Annotated in this window: 12 protein-coding genes; 5 read left to right on the forward strand and 7 right to left on the reverse strand. The window is 63.5% G+C overall.

Features of this window, described 5'->3' with window-relative positions; all coding sequences use genetic code 11:
* The first annotated feature begins 15 nt into the window (after nt 1-15).
* Nucleotides 16-714: a hydrolase gene (locus AC1DK4_RS34800; RefSeq protein ID WP_441643464.1), complete on the forward strand. Its 699-nt coding sequence runs from the start codon at nt 16-18 to the stop codon at nt 712-714.
* 539 nt (nt 715-1,253) lie between these two features.
* Here AC1DK4_RS34800 and AC1DK4_RS34805 read toward each other — a convergent pair.
* The 3 genes from AC1DK4_RS34805 to AC1DK4_RS34815 form a co-directional block, all read right to left on the reverse strand.
* Nucleotides 1,254-1,856 carry an HD domain-containing protein gene (locus AC1DK4_RS34805; protein WP_441623391.1) on the reverse strand — a complete coding sequence of 201 codons (603 nt, stop codon included), beginning with the start codon at nt 1,854-1,856 and terminating at the stop codon, nt 1,254-1,256.
* Between the two features lie 61 nt (nt 1,857-1,917).
* A complete protein-coding gene (locus tag AC1DK4_RS34810; protein WP_441623393.1) occupies nt 1,918-2,277 on the reverse strand; it encodes a hypothetical protein in 360 nt (119 codons plus the stop codon).
* A gap of 156 nt (nt 2,278-2,433) precedes the next feature.
* A complete protein-coding gene (locus tag AC1DK4_RS34815; RefSeq protein ID WP_441623395.1) occupies nt 2,434-2,652 on the reverse strand; it encodes a hypothetical protein in 219 nt (72 codons plus the stop codon).
* A gap of 1,128 nt (nt 2,653-3,780) precedes the next feature.
* Here AC1DK4_RS34815 and hpnI point away from each other — a divergent pair.
* From hpnI to hpnK, 3 genes are read left to right on the forward strand one after another with little or no spacing between them, the layout of a single operon-like run.
* A complete protein-coding gene (gene hpnI, locus AC1DK4_RS34820) occupies nt 3,781-4,995 on the forward strand; it encodes a bacteriohopanetetrol glucosamine biosynthesis glycosyltransferase HpnI (RefSeq protein WP_441623397.1) in 1,215 nt (404 codons plus the stop codon).
* Complete coding sequence (gene hpnJ, locus AC1DK4_RS34825; RefSeq protein WP_441623399.1) at nt 4,992-6,413, forward strand: hopanoid biosynthesis associated radical SAM protein HpnJ; 1,422 nt, start codon at nt 4,992-4,994, stop codon at nt 6,411-6,413. The genes hpnI and hpnJ overlap by 4 nt, the downstream gene beginning before the upstream one ends.
* On the forward strand, nt 6,410-7,273 hold the full coding sequence (gene hpnK / locus AC1DK4_RS34830; protein WP_441623401.1) for a hopanoid biosynthesis-associated protein HpnK: 864 nt from the start codon (nt 6,410-6,412) through the stop codon (nt 7,271-7,273). Before hpnJ ends, hpnK begins: the two co-directional genes overlap by 4 nt.
* 76 nt (nt 7,274-7,349) lie before the next feature.
* Here hpnK and AC1DK4_RS34835 read toward each other — a convergent pair whose 3' ends face one another.
* From AC1DK4_RS34835 to AC1DK4_RS34850, 4 genes are all read right to left on the reverse strand, one after another.
* Complete coding sequence (locus AC1DK4_RS34835) at nt 7,350-8,360, reverse strand: Bug family tripartite tricarboxylate transporter substrate binding protein (protein WP_441623424.1); 1,011 nt, start codon at nt 8,358-8,360, stop codon at nt 7,350-7,352.
* Nucleotides 8,361-8,423: 63 nt separating this feature from the next.
* Nucleotides 8,424-10,895, reverse strand: a complete 2,472-nt coding sequence (locus AC1DK4_RS34840) for a CaiB/BaiF CoA-transferase family protein (RefSeq protein ID WP_477132083.1) — start codon at nt 10,893-10,895, stop codon at nt 8,424-8,426.
* Between the two features lie 43 nt (nt 10,896-10,938).
* Nucleotides 10,939-14,256: an acetyl-CoA carboxylase family protein gene (locus AC1DK4_RS34845; RefSeq protein ID WP_441623426.1), complete on the reverse strand. Its 3,318-nt coding sequence runs from the start codon at nt 14,254-14,256 to the stop codon at nt 10,939-10,941.
* 130 nt (nt 14,257-14,386) lie between these two features.
* A complete protein-coding gene (locus AC1DK4_RS34850; RefSeq protein ID WP_441623405.1) occupies nt 14,387-15,934 on the reverse strand; it encodes an acyl-CoA carboxylase subunit beta in 1,548 nt (515 codons plus the stop codon).
* Between the two features lie 205 nt (nt 15,935-16,139).
* On the opposite strand from AC1DK4_RS34850, the gene AC1DK4_RS34855 reads away from it, so the two are divergent.
* Complete coding sequence (locus AC1DK4_RS34855) at nt 16,140-17,861, forward strand: sigma-54 interaction domain-containing protein (protein WP_441623407.1); 1,722 nt, start codon at nt 16,140-16,142, stop codon at nt 17,859-17,861.
* Nucleotides 17,862-17,956 lie beyond the last annotated feature (95 nt).

Below are 17,956 nucleotides of genomic sequence, written 5' to 3' on the forward strand. Positions count from 1 at the left end.
TAATTGGAGAACATCGTGTCGAACGCCAAACTGCAAGTCCTGACCCCGCGCAACAGCCAGCTGATCGTCATCGACCACCAGCCCCAGATGGCCTTTGGCGTGCAGTCGATGGACCGCCAGACCATGAAGAACAACGTCGTGGGCCTGGCAAAGGCAGCGAAGATCTTCGACGTGCCGACCACGATCACCACCGTCGAAAGCGATTCGTTCTCCGGCTATACCTACCCCGAGCTGCTTGACGTGTTCCCCGGCAAGGAAACGCTGGAGCGCACCTCGATGAACTCGTGGGACGACCAGAAGGTGCGCGACGCACTGGCCGCCAACGGCCGCAAGAAGATCGTCGTGGCCGGGCTTTGGACCGAAGTCTGCAACACCACCTTCGCACTGAGCGCCATGCTCGAAGGCGACTACGAGATCTACATGGTGGCAGATGCCTCGGGCGGCACGACCAAGGAAGCSCACGACTACGCCATGCAGCGCATGATCCAGGCCGGCGTGGTGCCSGTGACCTGGCAGCAGGTCATGCTCGAATGGCAGCGCGACTGGAAGAACCGCGACACATACGATGCCGTAACCGGCCTGGCCAAGGAACATTCTGGCGCGTACGGCATGGGTATCGACTATGCCTACACGATGGTGCACAAGGCTGCGCAACGTACGGCAACCACGCACGAATCGATTGCGCCCGTGCATGCGCCGGTGATCGAGCAGTAGTCACCTCCGGTTCGTGCCTGAAGCTTCGCGAAGCCTTAGGCACCATGCAAACGATCCAGCTCGGGCTCGCCTTTCATCGCAGAGCCGCGGGGCCGCCATCTCAGCCCGTATCCGAGTTGCATGCCCTTGGGTTGCAAATGCTTGCATAAGGGTTTATACTTAATTCGTCTCCTCCCTTTCTTCTAAGGGATTCGCGCCCGCCTCGAAGCGGGCTTTCTTTTGCCTGCTGTCCAGGCTGCTGGTCCTGCTTGAGCGCCCTGCCCTGGCGGGCCGCGCTCGAATTCCCGTCAGGATGCTTCTTGCCGCCGGCAGGCGGTCCCCCGCCTATGCGACCGCGCGAGTCTGGCTCATCCAGGCGGCGACGAAGCAAGCCCAAGATCATCAGCGCTTGCTTCCAAATTGAACAGCCCGCCAGGGTCACGCACACCGCGTGAACTGTCAGAACTTATTCTGCGTTCTCTAAACTCAGGACTCTCTGCAACGGGTGCGTGGCGCCAGCATGCCCACCAGCAACAGGCGCAATCATCGCCGAGCCCCCTTCAAGGACCAGATTTCTCGGCAGGTGGATTGCTGAAATGTTCTTGTACGAGCCTGGCGGCCTCCTCCCAGAGGGCTGGCGCGCCACGCTGTATGGGCGGCCCGTAACGTGCAAAGACCTGTTCTTCATTGAGCTGATGCGCGGCCCAGGTACCACCGTCCGTTGCGACGTTATGGAGCAACGGCTGGAAGCGATCCAACGCTTTGGCGAATTTCGCATCGTCGCTCTCCGCCGCTTCGAACTCGGACCAAAGATTGCGAAACTCGGCGGCCTGCGCATCCGGCAGCAAAGAAAAAATCCGCTCCGCCGCCAGATGTTCCCGTTCCGCCTGACCGGCATGCATCGACGGATCATGGAAYGGCGTATCGCCGGCATCGATCTCTACGATATCGTGGAGGAGGAGCATCTTCACGACGCGGACCACGTCGACAGGCGCTGCTGCATGCTCTGACAGTACGAGCGCATACATGGCGAGATGCCAGGAATGTTCGGCACTATTTTCTCGACGCGACCGATCGATCAGCGGCGACATCCGTACGACGCTCTTCAGCCGGTCAATCTCTCGAAGAAAGACGAGCTGGCGCTCCAGGTTGGAAAGGTTCACGGTGAAGACAAAAAATTCAGGATCACTGGAAGAAATCTAGCAGCCACCATGCGAGCGTTGGTCAGGCAGTGTCGTCATCGTTCGCTTCTTCGAGCAAGTGCCCATAGGCGTCGATTTCCTTCTTCGTTCGCGCCTCGCTCGCAGCGATCTTCTCGGGGGTGACTTCACCATCAATGAACTCGACCGACACTCTTTTTACCCTCGGATCGCTATCGACAATGCCTTGCAGGATCTTGTCGAACAGCTTTTCCCCGGCTTTGAGGCCCAGCGCTTGCGGCACCAGGACCTTGACCAGCAAGATTTCATTGTCACTACCTGCAGCCACATCGGCGATTGCTGCCCTCAGGTAGCGCTTCAGTTTGAGGACACTGAGGTCGCCAGGTAGCCCCACATACGATACCCGAATCGATTTCTTGTCCATGCCTTCGTGCTTGAGTGTGATGTTAATCGTTCGAATATACCGCACAGATGTGGGCATCTGTGCTCTTTAACTTGAGCGGCTGAGAAGGATTGCGGACTCGACTGGTCGGGCCACCCCACAACCAAGAGCCCGTTGGGCGAACCATGCGGGCTTGCGTCATTCTTCCTCCACACGCTCCTGCATGAACCGGCGCTCCTGGATCGTCCGCTCGCCCATATGGCGGCGCGGGTTGCCGCACATCCAGCAACTGCACAGCGTCGGCGTCCACACGGCTCGGCCGATTTCCCGCTCGTTGCGCAGGCCGCAGAGGTAGTTGCGCCGATACACCTTCAGCCGTGCGACTTGCGCGCGGCGGTATGCCCTTCCTTTCGCCATCTCGACTCCTTTTCGTAGGCCGGAGACGCGAAAGCCCGCAAAAGGCGGGCTCTGGGTAAAACTGCTGTGAGTCAGGGCAAATGCTAGGCCAACTGTCCCAGAAACTCAAGCAGTCCGTAAGGAATCGTCCTCGATCACGCCGTGGGCACGGAAACCGGCGGTCGGCGTCTCCTCCACCCAAGTCTCCAAGCGCGACCAGGTGGGCGACCAACACCTTGTTCTCCCGCACGTACATGTTCTTGCTCCCGAGACACTCGGCTGCGATCTGCCGGAACGAGAAATCCCGATTCGCGCTCTCCCGCCCTACCCTCCAACGATGCGCTGGGACTCACAGCGCCGCGCGCAACAAGCGCTTGCCCGGAAAGTTTCATGGATGAGACCAAGGCGTTCGAAGCGATCTCTTTAAGTTGTGCAGCCAAGCAATAACTCGCTTGCGGTTCATCCCGACAGGCGTTCTCAGCCAGACCCTATCTTTTTTACTTTTGTGAAACCCCGCAAGCGTTGCCAGGCTTTACGGCAAAAATCCTTCCCGGGCAAAGCCGAGCTTAGGGCAGACACGCGTTCTGCAGGTGCCAGCCGCCCGCCGCCAATAATCATCGCAACGGTCTCTCAGAGCCCTTGGTGCCTTTGCGAAATTTCGGCATAGCGCGCTAACCTGACCGCAGGCAATCCTCTTCTCCGCTTGGAGACCGGCGCCTCCGGGTCAGTTTGATTAGTCCCGGCTGTCATGGTGGAAATGCAGCCCGACAAAGAGAGCAATGGCATATCCACATGCTGTTTTCGCCACCTGCGACTCCCGCGATCTCCCCGGCTCGCGGATAACTCGAGGGCTAGTTGAAAATGCAAATAAGAATGGTTATCTCAACCCTCGTATTTATAACAGTTGATTTGGCCAGGATGGATCATTAGCATCGATGAAGCGGGTCTTGTCTCCACTGGCAAAGAACGGGTTTCCGGGCGCATTTTACAATTGACGATTGTCAATCTAATACATTGCCTGACTTAAATTTAATACAAACGAATCTTATTTATAAAAACCGCATCCCGGAGATTCCGCCTTAATTTTTCCTTAATTCTTCTTCCATACAATCTGGGCCGAGGTTCGAGCACCTGAGCGGAGGTGGCCAAATGACGCTGTGCGCATTTGCGGGTCCCGTGGTGGCATGGATTGGTGCGGCCTACGCCGTGGCGGCGGCGTGGATCAGCCGTCACGGCACGCCTGCCTCCCACGCTTCGCCGGACGGCGTTGACTTGCAGCCGGTCAGCGTGCTCAAGCCGCTGTGCGGGGCGGAGCCCAGGCTCTTTGAAAACCTGGCGACACTTTGCCAGCAGGACTATCCCGACTACCAGATCGTGTTCGGTGTGCAGCGTCCGGACGACCCCGCACTGGACGTCGTCGAGCGGCTGCGAGCGGACTATCCGGCCCGCGCCATTGACGTAGTCGTCGATTCTCGTATCCACGGCACCAACCTGAAGGTCAGCAACCTGATCAACCTGTGGCCGAGCGCGCACCACGACTGGCTGGTGCTCGCCGACAGCGACATTGCCGTGGGCCCGGACTACCTCGCGCGCGTGGCGGCACCCCTGGCCAACCCCGCCGTCGGGGTAGTGACCTGCCTGTACCATGGCAACGCGGTAGCTGGCTTCTGGTCGCGCATCGGCGCGCGGTTCATCGACGACTGGTTCGCGCCCTCGGTGCGCGTCGCGCATCGCGGGGGTTCCCGCCGCTTTTCCTTCGGCGCGACCATCGCGCTGCGGCGCGATGCGCTCGAGCGCGTCGGCGGATTCGCAGCGCTGTCGAACCGGTTGGCCGACGACTTCTGGCTCGGCGAACTGGTGCGCCGGTCCGGGCTGCGCACGGTCCTGTCCGACGTTGTGGTCAGCACCGATGTGACGGAAACGAGCATGAGGGCATGGTGGACGCACGAACTGCGGTGGATGCGTACTATCCGTTCGCTGAATCCCGTGGGCTTTGCTTTTACCTTCCTGACGTTCACGTGGCCGATGCTCCTGCTGGGCTGCTGGCTGTCTCCACGACCCGTGACGCTGACGGCGCTGCTGGTCGGCGCGCTGGCGCGTAGCGTAGTCGCGCATGAAGCCGGGGCTGCTTTGCTCGCCCCATTGCGCGACGCCTTACTGCTCGCGGTGTGGTGTGCCGCCATGGCCGGCTCCCGGGTATGCTGGCGCGACCGGTGGCTACCCTTGCACGATACCCCCACCCCCAGGCGTGGCGCCACGAGCGTCCCATCGGGATCGCTGCGCGCCGAGCCCGCTGCGAATGGGCTGCCCGACTCGCAATCGCCCCTGATCCGATCCGACAGACACCCGCCAAGGTCCCTATGAAAACGCTGTTTCTACAGGTTCCGTCCTTCGATGGCTTTGACGGCGGCGCGGGCTCACGGTACCAGGCCAAGCGCGAGGTCAAGTCGTTCTGGTACCCGACCTGGCTCGCCCAGTCCGCCGCGCTGGTTCCCGGCAGCCGCGTACTGGATGCGCCCGCCGAGGGCATGCACACCGAGGTCGCGCTGGACATCGCCGCAGACTACGAACTGGTCATTATCCATACCAGCACGCCGTCCTTTCCGATGGATGCCCGGTTCGCGGAGGCGCTCAAGGCACGGCGGCCAGGGGTGCTTATCGGCATGGTCGGCGCGAAGCCGGCCGTCGATCCGGGCGGCACGCTTGGCGCCAGCCCGGCAATCGACTTCGTGTGCAGGGAAGAGTTCGACTACACCTGCCAGGACGTGGCCGCCGGCAAGCCGCTGTGCGACATCGCCGGCCTGAGCTACCGGCTGCCGGACGGCTCCCTGGAGCACAACGGCGCGCGGCCGATGATCGAGGACATGGACGCGCTGCCATTCGTTGCCCCGGTCTACAAGCGCGACCTGACGATCGAGAACTATTTCATCGGCTACTTGAAGCATCCCTACGTCTCGATCTACACCGGGCGCGGCTGCCGCTCGCGCTGCACCTTCTGCCTCTGGCCCCAGACCGTGGGCGGGCACCGCTATCGCACGCGCTCGCCTCAAAGTGTCATCGACGAGGTCAAGTGGATCAAGGAGAACATGCCCGAGGTGAAGGCGATCATGTTCGACGACGACACCTTCACGGACTTCAAGCCACGCGTGGAAGAGATCGCCCGGGGCCTGGGAAAGCTCGGCGTGACATGGTCCTGCAACGCCAAGGCAAACGTGCCCTACAGCACGCTGAAGATCATGAAGGAGAACGGGCTGCGGTTGCTGCTGGTGGGCTACGAATCCGGCGACGACCAGATCTTGCTGAACATCAAGAAGGGCTTGCGCACGGATATCGCGCGCCGCTTCACCGAAGACTGCCGCAAGCTCGGCATCATCATCCACGGCACGTTTATCCTCGGCCTGCCGGGCGAGACGCGGGAGACCATCGAGAAGACCATCGCCTACGCCACCGAGATCAACCCGCACACGATCCAGGTCTCGCTGGCCGCGCCCTACCCCGGGACCACCCTCTACCGGCAGGCAGTGGAAAACGGTTGGCTGGAAGAGAACAAGGTGATCAACCTGGTCAACGACAAGGGCGTGCAACTGGCGGCGATCAGCTATCCACACCTGTCGAAAGAGGATATTTATCACGGCGTCGAAGTCTTCTACAAGCGCTTCTACTTCCGGCCGCGCAAGATCTGGGAGATCGTGCGCGAGATGCTGGGTAGCTGGGAGATGATGAAGCGACGCCTGCGCGAAGGTGTGGAATTCTTCCGCTTCCTGCGCTCGCACGAGGCATGAGCAGGCGACAGGCGAAGACCAAGGCGTCGCAACGGGCACTGATCGTCACGGCCGATGACTTCGGCCTGCACCCCAGTGTCAATGCGGGCGTCGAACTGGCGCACAAGGACGGCGTACTCAACGCGGCAAGCCTGATGGTTGGCGCACCCGCCGCGGCCGATGCGGTGCGGCGCGCGCGCGCCCTGCCGGGCTTGCGCGTGGGACTGCACCTCGTGTTGGCCGATGGCCTCGCCACGCTGCCGCCAGAGCGCATTCCCGACCTGGTGGACTCTGGTGGGCGCTTTGGCTCGGCGATGGCGCGCGATGGATGCCGCTTCTTCTTCCTGCCCGGCGTGCGGCGCCAGCTCGCCGCAGAGATCCGCGCACAGTTCGAAGCGTTCGCCGCCACCGGGCTGACCCTTGACCACGTCAACACCCACAAGCATTTCCACCTGCACCCCACCGTGCTCACGCTGGTGCTGCGCATTGGCCGGGAGTTCGGCTTGAGCGCCATGCGGCTGCCCAGCGACCTCAACGCCCCGCTGCTCCTGCGCCCCTGGCTGGGCCTGCTGCGGTGGCGGCTCGATGCGGCCGGGATCGCCCACAACGACTATGTGGTTGGCATGGAGCAAAGCGGCAGGATGGACGAGGCGGCAATGCTATCCATCCTCGCGACGCTGCCGCCCGGCGTCGGGGAAATCTACCTTCACCCCGCCGGCTTGTCCGGCTCGGCGGTTTCGCCGACGATGGACGGCTACCGGAACGCCGATGAGCTCGCCGCCCTGCTATCGCCACGCGTGCGCGCGGCGCTGGGGCACGCCGCCACGCGTAGAGGGGGGTTCATCGATATCTTTGGTTCCGGCAAGCAGCCCTCCACGTGAATTTAGCCGCGGAACCGTTGCGCCGTATCCTGCGGAAGGCTTCGCCACGGTTCCCCGACCTGATCTGACGATCAACTCAATCCAGCGAGATGCCTTCGCGCTGGATGACAGCCCCCCAATTGACGTCTTCCTTCTCGACGCGCTTCGCGAAATTCGCCGGATCGATCATGACGACCTCGCCTTGCTGGCCCAGCGCCGCTTTTGCCTTGTCGTCGTCGAGGACGCCATTTGTGACCGAATGGAGTTTCTGGACAATCTGCGGCGGCGTGCCGGCCGGGGCAAGCATCCCGATCCAGAAAGTCACGTTGAATGGCGTGATGCCAAGCTCTTCCAGCGTGGGCACGTCCGGCAACTGTGCCATTCGCTTCGACGAACTGACGGCGATGGGCTTGAGCTTGCCCGCCTTGATCTGAGGCAGCGCGCCCCAGGTATCAAAGGCGGTATCCAGTTCACCGCTGATCACAGCCATCTCTGCCTGCGCAGCTGACTTATACGGGATATGCGTAGTCTTGATCTTTGCCCTATTGTTCAACATGGCAAAACTGAGGTGCGCAATGTTGCCTGGACCTGCGGATCCATAGCTGACCTTGCCGGGATTCTGTGTCGCGAATCGAACCAGCTCTTTTACCGAATCGACTGAGTTTTTCTGCGACCACTCCGGGTTCGTCACCAGAATAAACGGGGCTTCGAGGACCAGGGTGACAGGAGAAAAATCTTTAGGCTTGTAGTTACCCTTTTTGTATATGTGAGGGTTGATGGTAATGCTGCTGGAGTTTGTTACCAGCAAGGTATACCCATCGGGCGCCGCCCTCGCAGCCTCGGCGACACCGATCAGTCCGTTCGCTCCCGCCTTGTTCTCCACGACCACGGGCTGCCCCAAAGACCTGGTGAGACGCTCTGAAACAATGCGCGCCACGGTGTCGGTGAATGACCCCGCCGGGAATGGAACGATCATCCTGATCGGCTTGTTGGGCCAGCTGGCAGCCTGCGCTGCGGCCGGACCGGACAGCACACTCGCCAGGACGGCCAGCGCGGCTGCCGCAACGCTGAGTTTTCCCGCTTTCGCACTGGAATGGCAACGCGGCATGCATTTGTATTCGTTCATTTCGTCTCCGTTTCGTCGTAATAGTGTTCGAAGTACTTGCTGGCCTTATGGCATTGCCTTCGCGTGCTTCGGCTTCGCAACCGTACCGGTGATTCCTTGTCGCTCCAGGTCCGCGATCTGGTGTGGACTTAGCCCARGCACGCGCGTCAACACCGCTTCCGTGTGTTCGCCCAAGGTCGGCGCGACGTTCCGGATGGGCATGGGCTGTTTTCCGGACCGGAACCAGGCGGTGCTGGCCATATACGTGCCGATGTGGGCGCGTTCGACTTCACGCCAGAATCCGCGCGCATGCAGGTGGTTGTCCTGTAGCACCTGCGACATGGGACGAACGACGCCGGCTGCGATCCCAGCCTGTTGCAGCAGGCGCATTGCGTTTTCAGGATCCCTGGCCACGCACCAGGACTTGATCGCTTCGTCAATCCTGTCCTGCTCCGTCCGCCGCCCCGATGCCTGCGCAAGCCGGGGATCGACGGCGAGATCAGCCCTTCCGATTGCGCGGCACAGGGCTGGCCAACGTGCGTCAGTCACCGTCAGGACGATCCACGCATCGTCGCCTGCGCAACGGAAGCAACCATGCGGAATGCACATTGGATGGCGATTACCCTGACGGGGAGCAACGGCGCCGGAAGTCGATTGCTCCAGGATGAACGGCGCTGCCATCGGCAACATGGCCTCGACCTGTGACAGGTTGATATGCCGCCCCTCACCCGTGGCTTGCTGCGCAAACAGCGCCAGCAGGATCGCGGCCCCGGCGTTCAGGCCGCCGATCGGATCGCCATAGGCGTACGAGGTCATGGCCGGCGGCCCGTCAGGGTGCCCTGTATACAGAGGCAGGCCGCTGGCTTGCTCCAGCGTGCCACCGTAAGCGCGCGTATTGCTCCACGCGTTGCCGAGGCCGAATGCAGGCATCGAAAGCATGACTAGCCGCCTATTCCTCGCCCGCAGTGCCTCATAGTCCAGCCCCAGCTTCGGCAGGACCTCGGCGGAGTAATTCTCGATGACCGCGTCCGCGCGTTCCACCAGCTGCAGCAGCAACGCCTTTCCTTCCGGGCGCGTCAGGTCCAGGGTGATGCCCAGCTTGTTGCGGTTCATCAGGTTGAAGTTGGAATTCTTCTCGTACAGCCGGTCCCGATAGAACTCTTCAGTGAAATTGGCACCGCGCCACCAGTCGGGGTAGCCGGTACTTTCGACCTTGATGATCTCCGCGCCAAAGTCGGCCAGTGTCCGGGACGCGAGCGGCCCCGCCCACCCCATCGTCAGATCAATGATGCGCATGCCTTGCAGCGGCTGTCGTTCCGGCGTCGTGCGCATGAGCTGCAGCCGGGGGCGGTGCTCCAGGCCCGATGTCCGATAGTGGACATCGTGCGCCCCCTTTGCCGGAGCCGCCCCGCCCAGCAACGGACCCGCCGCATCGAGACGCAGCGGCACGACGGGACCTTCGAACGTGACGCCGCCCGCATCGACCGGGACGAACGCATTGCGCTGCCGATGCACCTCCTGGCCGAGCAATGCCTCCATGGTCGGCACGATCACCGTTGGATGCTTCATTTCGCCGAGGATATTGAACCACTGCCGGGCTGTCTTCGTGAGGAATGCCGTCGTCAGCAACTCGTCGATCTCATCCGCCCGGGCCATCCGCTCCTGGCCATTGGCGAAGCGAGGGTCGCTGGCCAGGTCGGGGCGCCCGATGGCATCGCACAGCGCCTTCCACTGTGGCAGCGTGTGCGTGAAGATGCCAATCCACCCCTGCGCGGTCTGGTAGATGCCGGCCGGATGCGTGCCGCAAAACCGGTTGACACCAAGGCGCCGCAGCGGATGGCGCTTGTCCTGCACCATGCCCGCTTCCATCTCGACCACGCTGAAGATGCACTCGTGCGCGCTCAGCACGTAGCGGCGGCTGCCCTGCCCGCTTCCGATCAGGGCGGCGACAGCGGCGGAGAAGGCGGCCAGCCCGACAACGACTGCGCTATGCACGTCGTGTGGCATGTGCGGCGGCCCTTCTATCGGGCCACTGCCGTGCACGGCCCCGGCGAGCCCGCGGCACACGGCTTCGGCGCCGGCATACTGACTGTAGGGCCCGCTCTCGCCGAACCAGGTGAGCGCCACCTCGATCGGCGCGTGCTCCCGCTGCTCGCCAGCCGTCCCGTCCCAGACCGGCGTGGCAAGGATGCCTGGACCTTCGCTCAGGGCGCGGGCATCGAGCACGACATCGCAGGTCCGCGCGAGTTGTGCCAGCCACGCGGTGTCCTCGGCGTTTCCGGCATCCGCGGTGACGCTGCGCTTGTTGGTATTCAACCAGGCAAAAAGCGCGCTTTCCGGCTGCGCGGCGCCCGGGGCGCCGACCATGGGCGGCATTTGCCGCCATGCGTCGCCAGCCTGGCTTTCCGCCTTGATGACCTCGGCACCGAAATCGGCAAACAACTTGCCAGCGTACGCAAGCGCCGGTCCGGTGCCGACCTCCAGTACGCGCAATCCACCCAGCGCCAGTTGCGACGGGTCAGGACCATTGTTGATCATGGAAACCTCTTGGCTCTGTTTGGGGATTCGTCAGGTCTGGCGCTTACCATGCATCGATGAACGCACGGCGCTCCCTGCGGCTGCGCACATCGGCAGATCCGATACCCTGGACGATCCATTTCCGTGTCTGGGCGGGGTCGATCACGGCATCGATCTCCACCGCGGCTGCGGTGTTGATCGCGTGGCCGCGCTCGTAGGACTGTGCGACCAGCTTCTCGAACAGCGCCTTGCGCTCGGGCCCGTCCGGAACCGCCTCCAGCTCCTTCTTGAAGCCCAGCCTGACAGCGCCTTCCAGGCCCATCGGACCAAACTCGCCGGTCGGCCAGGAGACGGTGAAGTTCGATGAGCGGAAGCCGCCGCCCGCCATGGCCATGGCGCCAAGTCCATAGCCCTTGCGCAAGGTCACTGCCAGCAAGGCGACGCGCAGCTTCGCGGCCGTGAGGAACATGCGCGACACGTGGCGAACCTGGGCTTGGGCCTCGATGTCGGGCCCCACCATGAACCCCGGGGTGTCGATCAGCGATACGATCGGCAGCCCGTGCGCATCGCAAAGCTGCATGAAGCGCGCCGCCTTGTCCGCGGCATCGGCATCGATGGCACCGCCGAGGTGATACGGGTTGTTGGCCATGATGCCCACCGGTTGCCCCTCCACCCGAGCCAGCGCCGTGTGGATGCCCGCCCCGAACCCGCCGCGCAGCATCAACACAGTGCCAATGTCCGCGATGCCCTCGATCGCTTTGCGGATGTCGTACACACGCAGCCGGTTTTCGGGTACGACATGGCGCAGGTCCAATGCGTCTGGCGCGCTCCAGTGCGCCACGCGCCCCTGGAACATGGACAGATAGTGCTTTGCCGCCCGCACGGCTTGCGCCTCGTTCTCGACCAGAACATCGATCACGCCATTGGCGAACTGCACCGATGCCGGCCCGACTTCTTCGGGGCGGAAGATGCCGAGGCCACCGCCTTCGATCATGGCCGGACCTGCCATGCCAATGTTGACGGACTTGTCGGCGATGATGACGTCGCAACAGCCCAGGAAGGCTGCATTGCCGGCGAAGCAGCGCCCCGAGGCGATGCCGACGACCGGGACATGTCCGCTAAGATCGGCGAAGGCGGCAAACGACGGCTGATACAGCCCGGACACCGACGGAAAGTCCACGTCGCCGGGCCGCCCGCCACCGCCCTCTGCAAAGAGCACAAGGGGTAGCTCATCACGCAGCGCCACCTCGACGATGCGGTCTGTCTTGATATGGTTTCGCTTGCCCTGTGTTCCGGCCAGCACCGTGGCGTCATACGCCATCACCGCACTGCGCGCCCGCTCCTTGCCGACCAGCTCACCGTTGATGTTGCCGATGCCGGTGATCAGGCCATCCGCAGGGGTGTTGACAATGAGGTCCTGGTGGCTGCGGCGAGACGCCTGCGCCGCCAGCGCCAGTGCGCCATACTCGACGAAGGTATCCGGATCGCACAGGTCGGCGAGATTCTCCCGCGCCGTGCGCTGCCCGCGCGAGCGGCGCTTCGCGACGGCATCCGGCCGCGCGGCATCAGCCAGGTAGGCATGCCGGTCCAGCACACGCTGGAGGTCTGCACGGATCGCGTGGGGATCGCACTGCTGGGCGGCAACCACCGCTACCCCGTCGGCCTCGACCTGCTCCAGCACGATCAGGACCTGGCCTTCGGACGTCAGGGCGCCTTTCTCCAGCCGCAGGTCGACCACACGGCCGCCACATTCCGCGGCGATCGCATGCTCCATCTTCATGGCGTCGAGCACGGCGACCGTCTGCCCCGGCTGGACGATATCGTCCAGCCGGACGGAGATTTCCACCACACGGCCGGTCAGCGGCGCGCGGATTGCCACCAGCCCTTCACCGACCTCCTCTTCGGCATCGGGCAACCGCGCCGCGAGCGCCTGCGTTGGGCGGGCTGTGCCCCCAAGCAGCGCTTCCTGCGCGTGCCCGGCTTGCGCAATGGCTTCGGCCGATGCAGCCAGCTCCGGCAGTATCCGCTCGAAGTGTCGGGTATGCACATTCTGTGCAAGGAAGTCATCGCGCTGCACGAGGGCGCGCAGCAGGTTCAGGTTGGTCGGCACGCCGACGATGCGGAATTCGGCAAGGCTGCGCTGCAGACGCCGCACGACGGCGTCGAACTTCGGCGTCGTGCTGCTCACAATCAGCTTTGCCAGCAAGGTGTCGAAGTTGGGCGACGGCTCATAGCCGCTGTAGCCGTGCGTGTCGACGCGAACGTCGGGGCCCGAGGGCGGGTCGAAGCGCTCCAGGCGACCGTGCGCYGGGCGCGCAAGACCTTGCGCGTCGGTCATTTCCGCGTTGACACGCACCTGGATCGCGTATCCCCTCGGTTGCGGCGGCGAAGCGGGATCCAGGCCGAGATCGCCAAGGGTGCGCCCCGCGGCCAGGCCGATCTGCAGCGCCACAAGATCGACTCCGGTGACTTGCTCGGTGATGGTGTGCTCGACCTGCAAGCGGGGATTGGCCTCGATAAAGACGAAATCCCTCTGCTCGCCCGACTCGGTTTCCTCGACCAGGAACTCGAAGGTGCCCAGGCTCAGATAGTTCACGCGGCGCGCCAGCCGGAGTGCCGCCTTGATGATCTGCTCGCGCAGCTGGGGCCTGAGTACCGGGCTGGGGGCAATCTCCACCAGCTTCTGGAAACGGCGCTGCAAGGTACAGTCGCGCTCGCCGAGGGCGATGACATGGGCCCCGTCGCCTGCGATCTGCACTTCGATATGGCGTGCTCGACCGACCAGCCGTTCAGCGTACAGCGCATCGATGCCAAATGCGGAAGCCGCTTCGGACCGGCAACGCGCATAGGCTTGCGCCAGGTCCTCGCGGTGACGGACCACGCGCATGCCACGACCGCCTCCGCCGCCGACAGCCTTGATGACGACRCCCGCGCCGCCTTGCTCGTCAAAGAAGCGGGTGATTTCCTCGAGCGATGCAGCACCTCGCGTGGCCGGCATGACCGGCACGTCGCTCTGCGCCGCCAGTTCGAGCGCTCGCCCCTTGTCCCCGAACAGCGCAAGGTGCTCGACAGCGGGGCCGATGAACCCGATACCGGCGTCATGACATGCCTGGGCAAAATCGGCCCGCTCGCTCAGGAAGCCATAGCCCGGGTGGATCGCATCGCACCCGGTTGCTTTTGCCGCGGCAATGATGCCCGCGATGTCGATGTACGCAGACGGGCCTGCGCCCTCGAGCGCAACTGACTCGTCGGCCAGTATTCGGTGCAACGACTCAACGTCGTCTTGCGAATAGACCGCTACCGTTCCGATATCCAGGTCGCGTGCGGCGCGCAGGACGCGCAACGCAATCTCGCCTCGATTGGCGATCAACATTTTTTTCAATTCAGTCTCCTCGTTTGTATTTCGATGTCGGTGTCGTGCCCGCAGAGCGGTGATGGTGCTGGCAGGGCCGACAGGCTGGCCGCAGGTGGCATTGAAGTCGGGCGCGCAAGGGCCTTGCGCCACGGCCTGCTCAAGGCCGGATGCCAAACCGGCTGATGCCGGGCTCGCGCAGCGGAGCCGCCAGGTTGGCGAACTCGCACAGCAGCGCGCGCGTCTCGCGCGGGTCGATGATGTCTTCGATGACAAAGGCTTCGGCGCTGCGGAACGGCGATGCCAGGCTGCGCACGCGCTGCTCGATCTCGGCGCGCTTCTGCACGGGATCGTCGGCGCCTTCGATCTCGGCCTTGTAGGCCACGTCCAGCCCGCCTTCGATCGGCTGTGCGCCCCAGTTGGCGGATGGCCACGCATAGCGGAAATTGAACCGCCCCATGTGCTGATGGCCGGCTGCCGCCACGCCGTACGCGCGCCGCAGGATGATGGAGCACCAGGGCACCGTGGTCTGATAGACGGCTGCCAGCGCACGTACTCCGTAGCGTATGACGCCTGCCTTCTCGGCCTCCAGGCCGACCTGGAACCCGGGCGTATCGACAAGGTTGACCACGGGCAGGTGGAAGGTTTGGGCCATATCGACGAAACGCGTGAATTTCTCTGCGCTGGCGCTGTCCCAGCCGCCACCATGGAAGGACGGATCGCTGGCGATCACAGCCACCGGCCAGCCATCCAGCCTGGCCATGGCGGTGACAATGGCACGACCCCAGTTCATGCCGATCTCGAAAAAGGAATCGACATCCACCAAGGCCTGCAGGATGGGGCGGATCTTGTAGTCGGCACGGCTGTCGCGCGGAATCGCCGACAGCAGCCATTCGTCGCGACGGGCCGGATCGTCGGCCGGCTCGATCCGCGGAGGCAAATCCTGGACGGACGCCGGCAGGTAGGATAGAAACCGGCGTGCGCGCGCGAAGGCCTCCTGCTCGGTGGCAACCTCGTCGTCCACCACGCCGTTGCGGGTATGGATCTGGCTGCCGCCCAGTTCGTTCTTGGTCAGGTTCTGCCCGACGCGCGCGACCACCGACGGTCCCTCGTTGAACAGCTGGGAGGTCTCCTTGACCATCACCGAATAATGGCTGGCTGCCACACGCGCCGCCCCCATGCCTGTCACGGAGCCCAATGCCAGGGACACCACAGGCACTGCGGACATGTTCTCCACCACGTGTTGCCAGACCTTCATGGTCGGAATCAAGGTGTGGCCCTTGATCTCGATATTGCGGACCGATCCGCCGCCACCGGTGCCGTCGACCAGCCGGATCATCGGCAGACGCAGGTCGTGCGCCATCCTCTCGGCGTGGATTAGCTTGTCACCGACCGCGCCGTCGTTGGCACCGCCTCGCACGGTGAAATCGTCCCCCACCAGCACAACCGGCCGCCCGCCGACCTGCGCGCGGCCCATCACGAGGTTGGAAGGGAGGAGGTCCATCAGCCGCCCGTTGCTGTCGTAGCGGCCGCTGCCACTGAGTCCCCCCACTTCCCGGAACGATCCGGGGTCGGCAATCTCGCCGATGCGCTCGCGCACGGTCAGCTTGCCGGCCGCCTTGTGGCGTTCCACCTTACCTTCCCCGCCCATTTTGGCGGCGAGGCGCCGGCGGTAGGCCAGTTCGTCGATTTCAGGCTGCCAGCTCACGGTTTTCTCCTGTCGATTCGGTGTTGTCCTTGCTGACATCAATGTGCACGAGTCGTGCCAACACCAAGACACGCGTTTTGCCCTTGATTTCATTGAGATTCTTATTCGGCGACGTTATGATGTCCGCATTGGCTACACACAGTGTCCGCAGCATGGGCACAACAGGAATCGCGCAGTGTCCTCAGGGAAAACACGAAAAGCCGGTATGGACGGAATCACCCTTGGCGTCCTGGTGAGGATGCGCGATGGGATCCGGGTGACGGCGATCGGTGTCTGTGCCAATCCCGCCATCGCGGACGCGGCGGTATCTGCATGCGAACGCGCGACGGATGTCGTCAATGGCCGCAGGCTTTTCCCAGTTGAAGCCGTCGACCAGCGCTACATCGGCCTGTGCCTGGAAGACGACGACCAACAACTGATCCTCTTGCACCACGCCGACACGCAGGCGGTACTGTTCGACTTCCTGGGTATGGTGCCCTTCGCGGGCGCAATCCTGGATTACTTCCTGAACGCCCCATACCAGGCCATCACCGTGGTCGACAAGGATGGCCGGGTGCGCTTTATCAGCCCGGTCCACGAGAAATTCCTGGGCCTGGCCACCGGTGCGGGCATTGGCCGCCCGGCGGCGGACATTATTCCGAACTCTCGGTTGCCGCAGGTAGTGGTTAGCGGAAAGGCTGAGATCGGGCAATTGCAGCAACTGGACGGCGCCAGCCGTGTGGTCAACCGCATCCCGATCCGCGAGGGGGGCGAAGTGGTCGGGGCTATCGGCCAAGTGATGTTCAAGGGACCGGAAGCCCTTGTTCGCATGCACAAGGAGTTATCCGAACTGCGCTCTGAGGTAGCGCGCTACCAACGCGAGTTTCACGGCCTGCGGGAAAGACCATCCTCACTTGGCTTGATCGGCGAAAGCGCGCCGATGCAGCGCTTGCGCCGGGAGATCCAGACCGTGGCACGCCTGGACGTGCCGGTGCTGATCCTCGGCGAAAGCGGGACCGGCAAGGAACTGGTGGCCCGCGCCATTCACGGCGCCGGCCACGATCCGGCAAGCGGGCGGCCACTGGTCAGCCTCAATCTGGCGGCCCTCCCCGCGACGCTGATCGAGTCCGAACTGTTCGGCCACGCGCCCGGTGCCTTTACCGGCAGCCAGCGCCAAGGGCAGGCGGGCAAGCTCGAACTCGCGGCCGGCGGTACGGTCTTTCTCGATGAAGTCGCGGACATTCCGATGGAAATGCAGGTCAAGCTGCTGCGGGTGCTCGAAGACCACATGGTCGAACGCCTTGGCAGCCGCCGCGCGCAGCATGTCGACTTCCGGCTGGTCTCGGCCACCAATCGCGACATTACGGCACTCATCGACGCCGGGCGCTTCCGCCTCGACCTGTACTACCGACTCAGTGGCGTGGTGTTGCGCATCCCTGCCCTGCGTCAGCGGCGCGAGGATATTCCCGCGCTGCTGCAGCACTTCGTCGACGCCTTCTGCGCGCGCAACACAATGCCAACGCCAAAAATCGACCATGACGTGGCGCGCCACCTGGCCAGCCAGCCTTGGCCCGGCAATGTGCGTCAGTTGCGCCAGCGCATCGAGGAAGCGCTAGTATTCTGCGATGGCCGTACGCTGCGCGTGGGCGATTTTGCCCGCGGCGAATCGGCACGCACGCCATCGGGCATGGAAAGCCAGGCAAACGCGCACCCGCCGGCGCAAGAGCATGCGCAAGCGTACGAGGATATCGAAGCGGACGATCCGCCGTTCCCCCCACCCGCGCCTCGCATATCGAGCGAGCCAGCTGCGGGAATGAGCGAGCTTGCCTATGCCGCGGTGCTAGATGCCATAGCACGGCATGGTGGCAACAAGAAGCGCGCAGCTGAGCAATTGCGGATCTCTCGATCGCATCTGTACAAGATCCTGGAACGCGGAGCGGGTCGATGAGCGCTCGGGATTCTTGCCTGCCGGCCGCGTGGAGCCAGGTCGAGGCTCGGCGGCGGATGGGTAATCAAGACTGGCAAGACTAGCGCATCGCGAGC

The organism is Cupriavidus sp. 05N38, from assembly GCF_056397345.1.

Bases quoted from the DNA above. Each gene is read 5' to 3' on its own strand.
- AC1DK4_RS34810 (WP_441623393.1), bottom strand. From the start codon at position 2,277: ATGGACAAGAAATCGATTCGGGTATCGTATGTGGGGCTACCTGGCGAC.
- AC1DK4_RS34815 (WP_441623395.1), bottom strand. From the start codon at position 2,652: ATGGCGAAAGGAAGGGCATACCGCCGCGCGCAAGTCGCACGGCTGAAG.
- hpnI (WP_441623397.1), top strand. From the start codon at position 3,781: ATGACGCTGTGCGCATTTGCGGGTCCCGTGGTGGCATGGATTGGTGCG.
- hpnJ (WP_441623399.1), top strand. From the start codon at position 4,992: ATGAAAACGCTGTTTCTACAGGTTCCGTCCTTCGATGGCTTTGACGGC.
- hpnK (WP_441623401.1), top strand. From the start codon at position 6,410: ATGAGCAGGCGACAGGCGAAGACCAAGGCGTCGCAACGGGCACTGATC.
- AC1DK4_RS34835 (WP_441623424.1), bottom strand. From the start codon at position 8,360: ATGCCGCGTTGCCATTCCAGTGCGAAAGCGGGAAAACTCAGCGTTGCG.
- AC1DK4_RS34855 (WP_441623407.1), top strand. From the start codon at position 16,140: ATGGACGGAATCACCCTTGGCGTCCTGGTGAGGATGCGCGATGGGATC.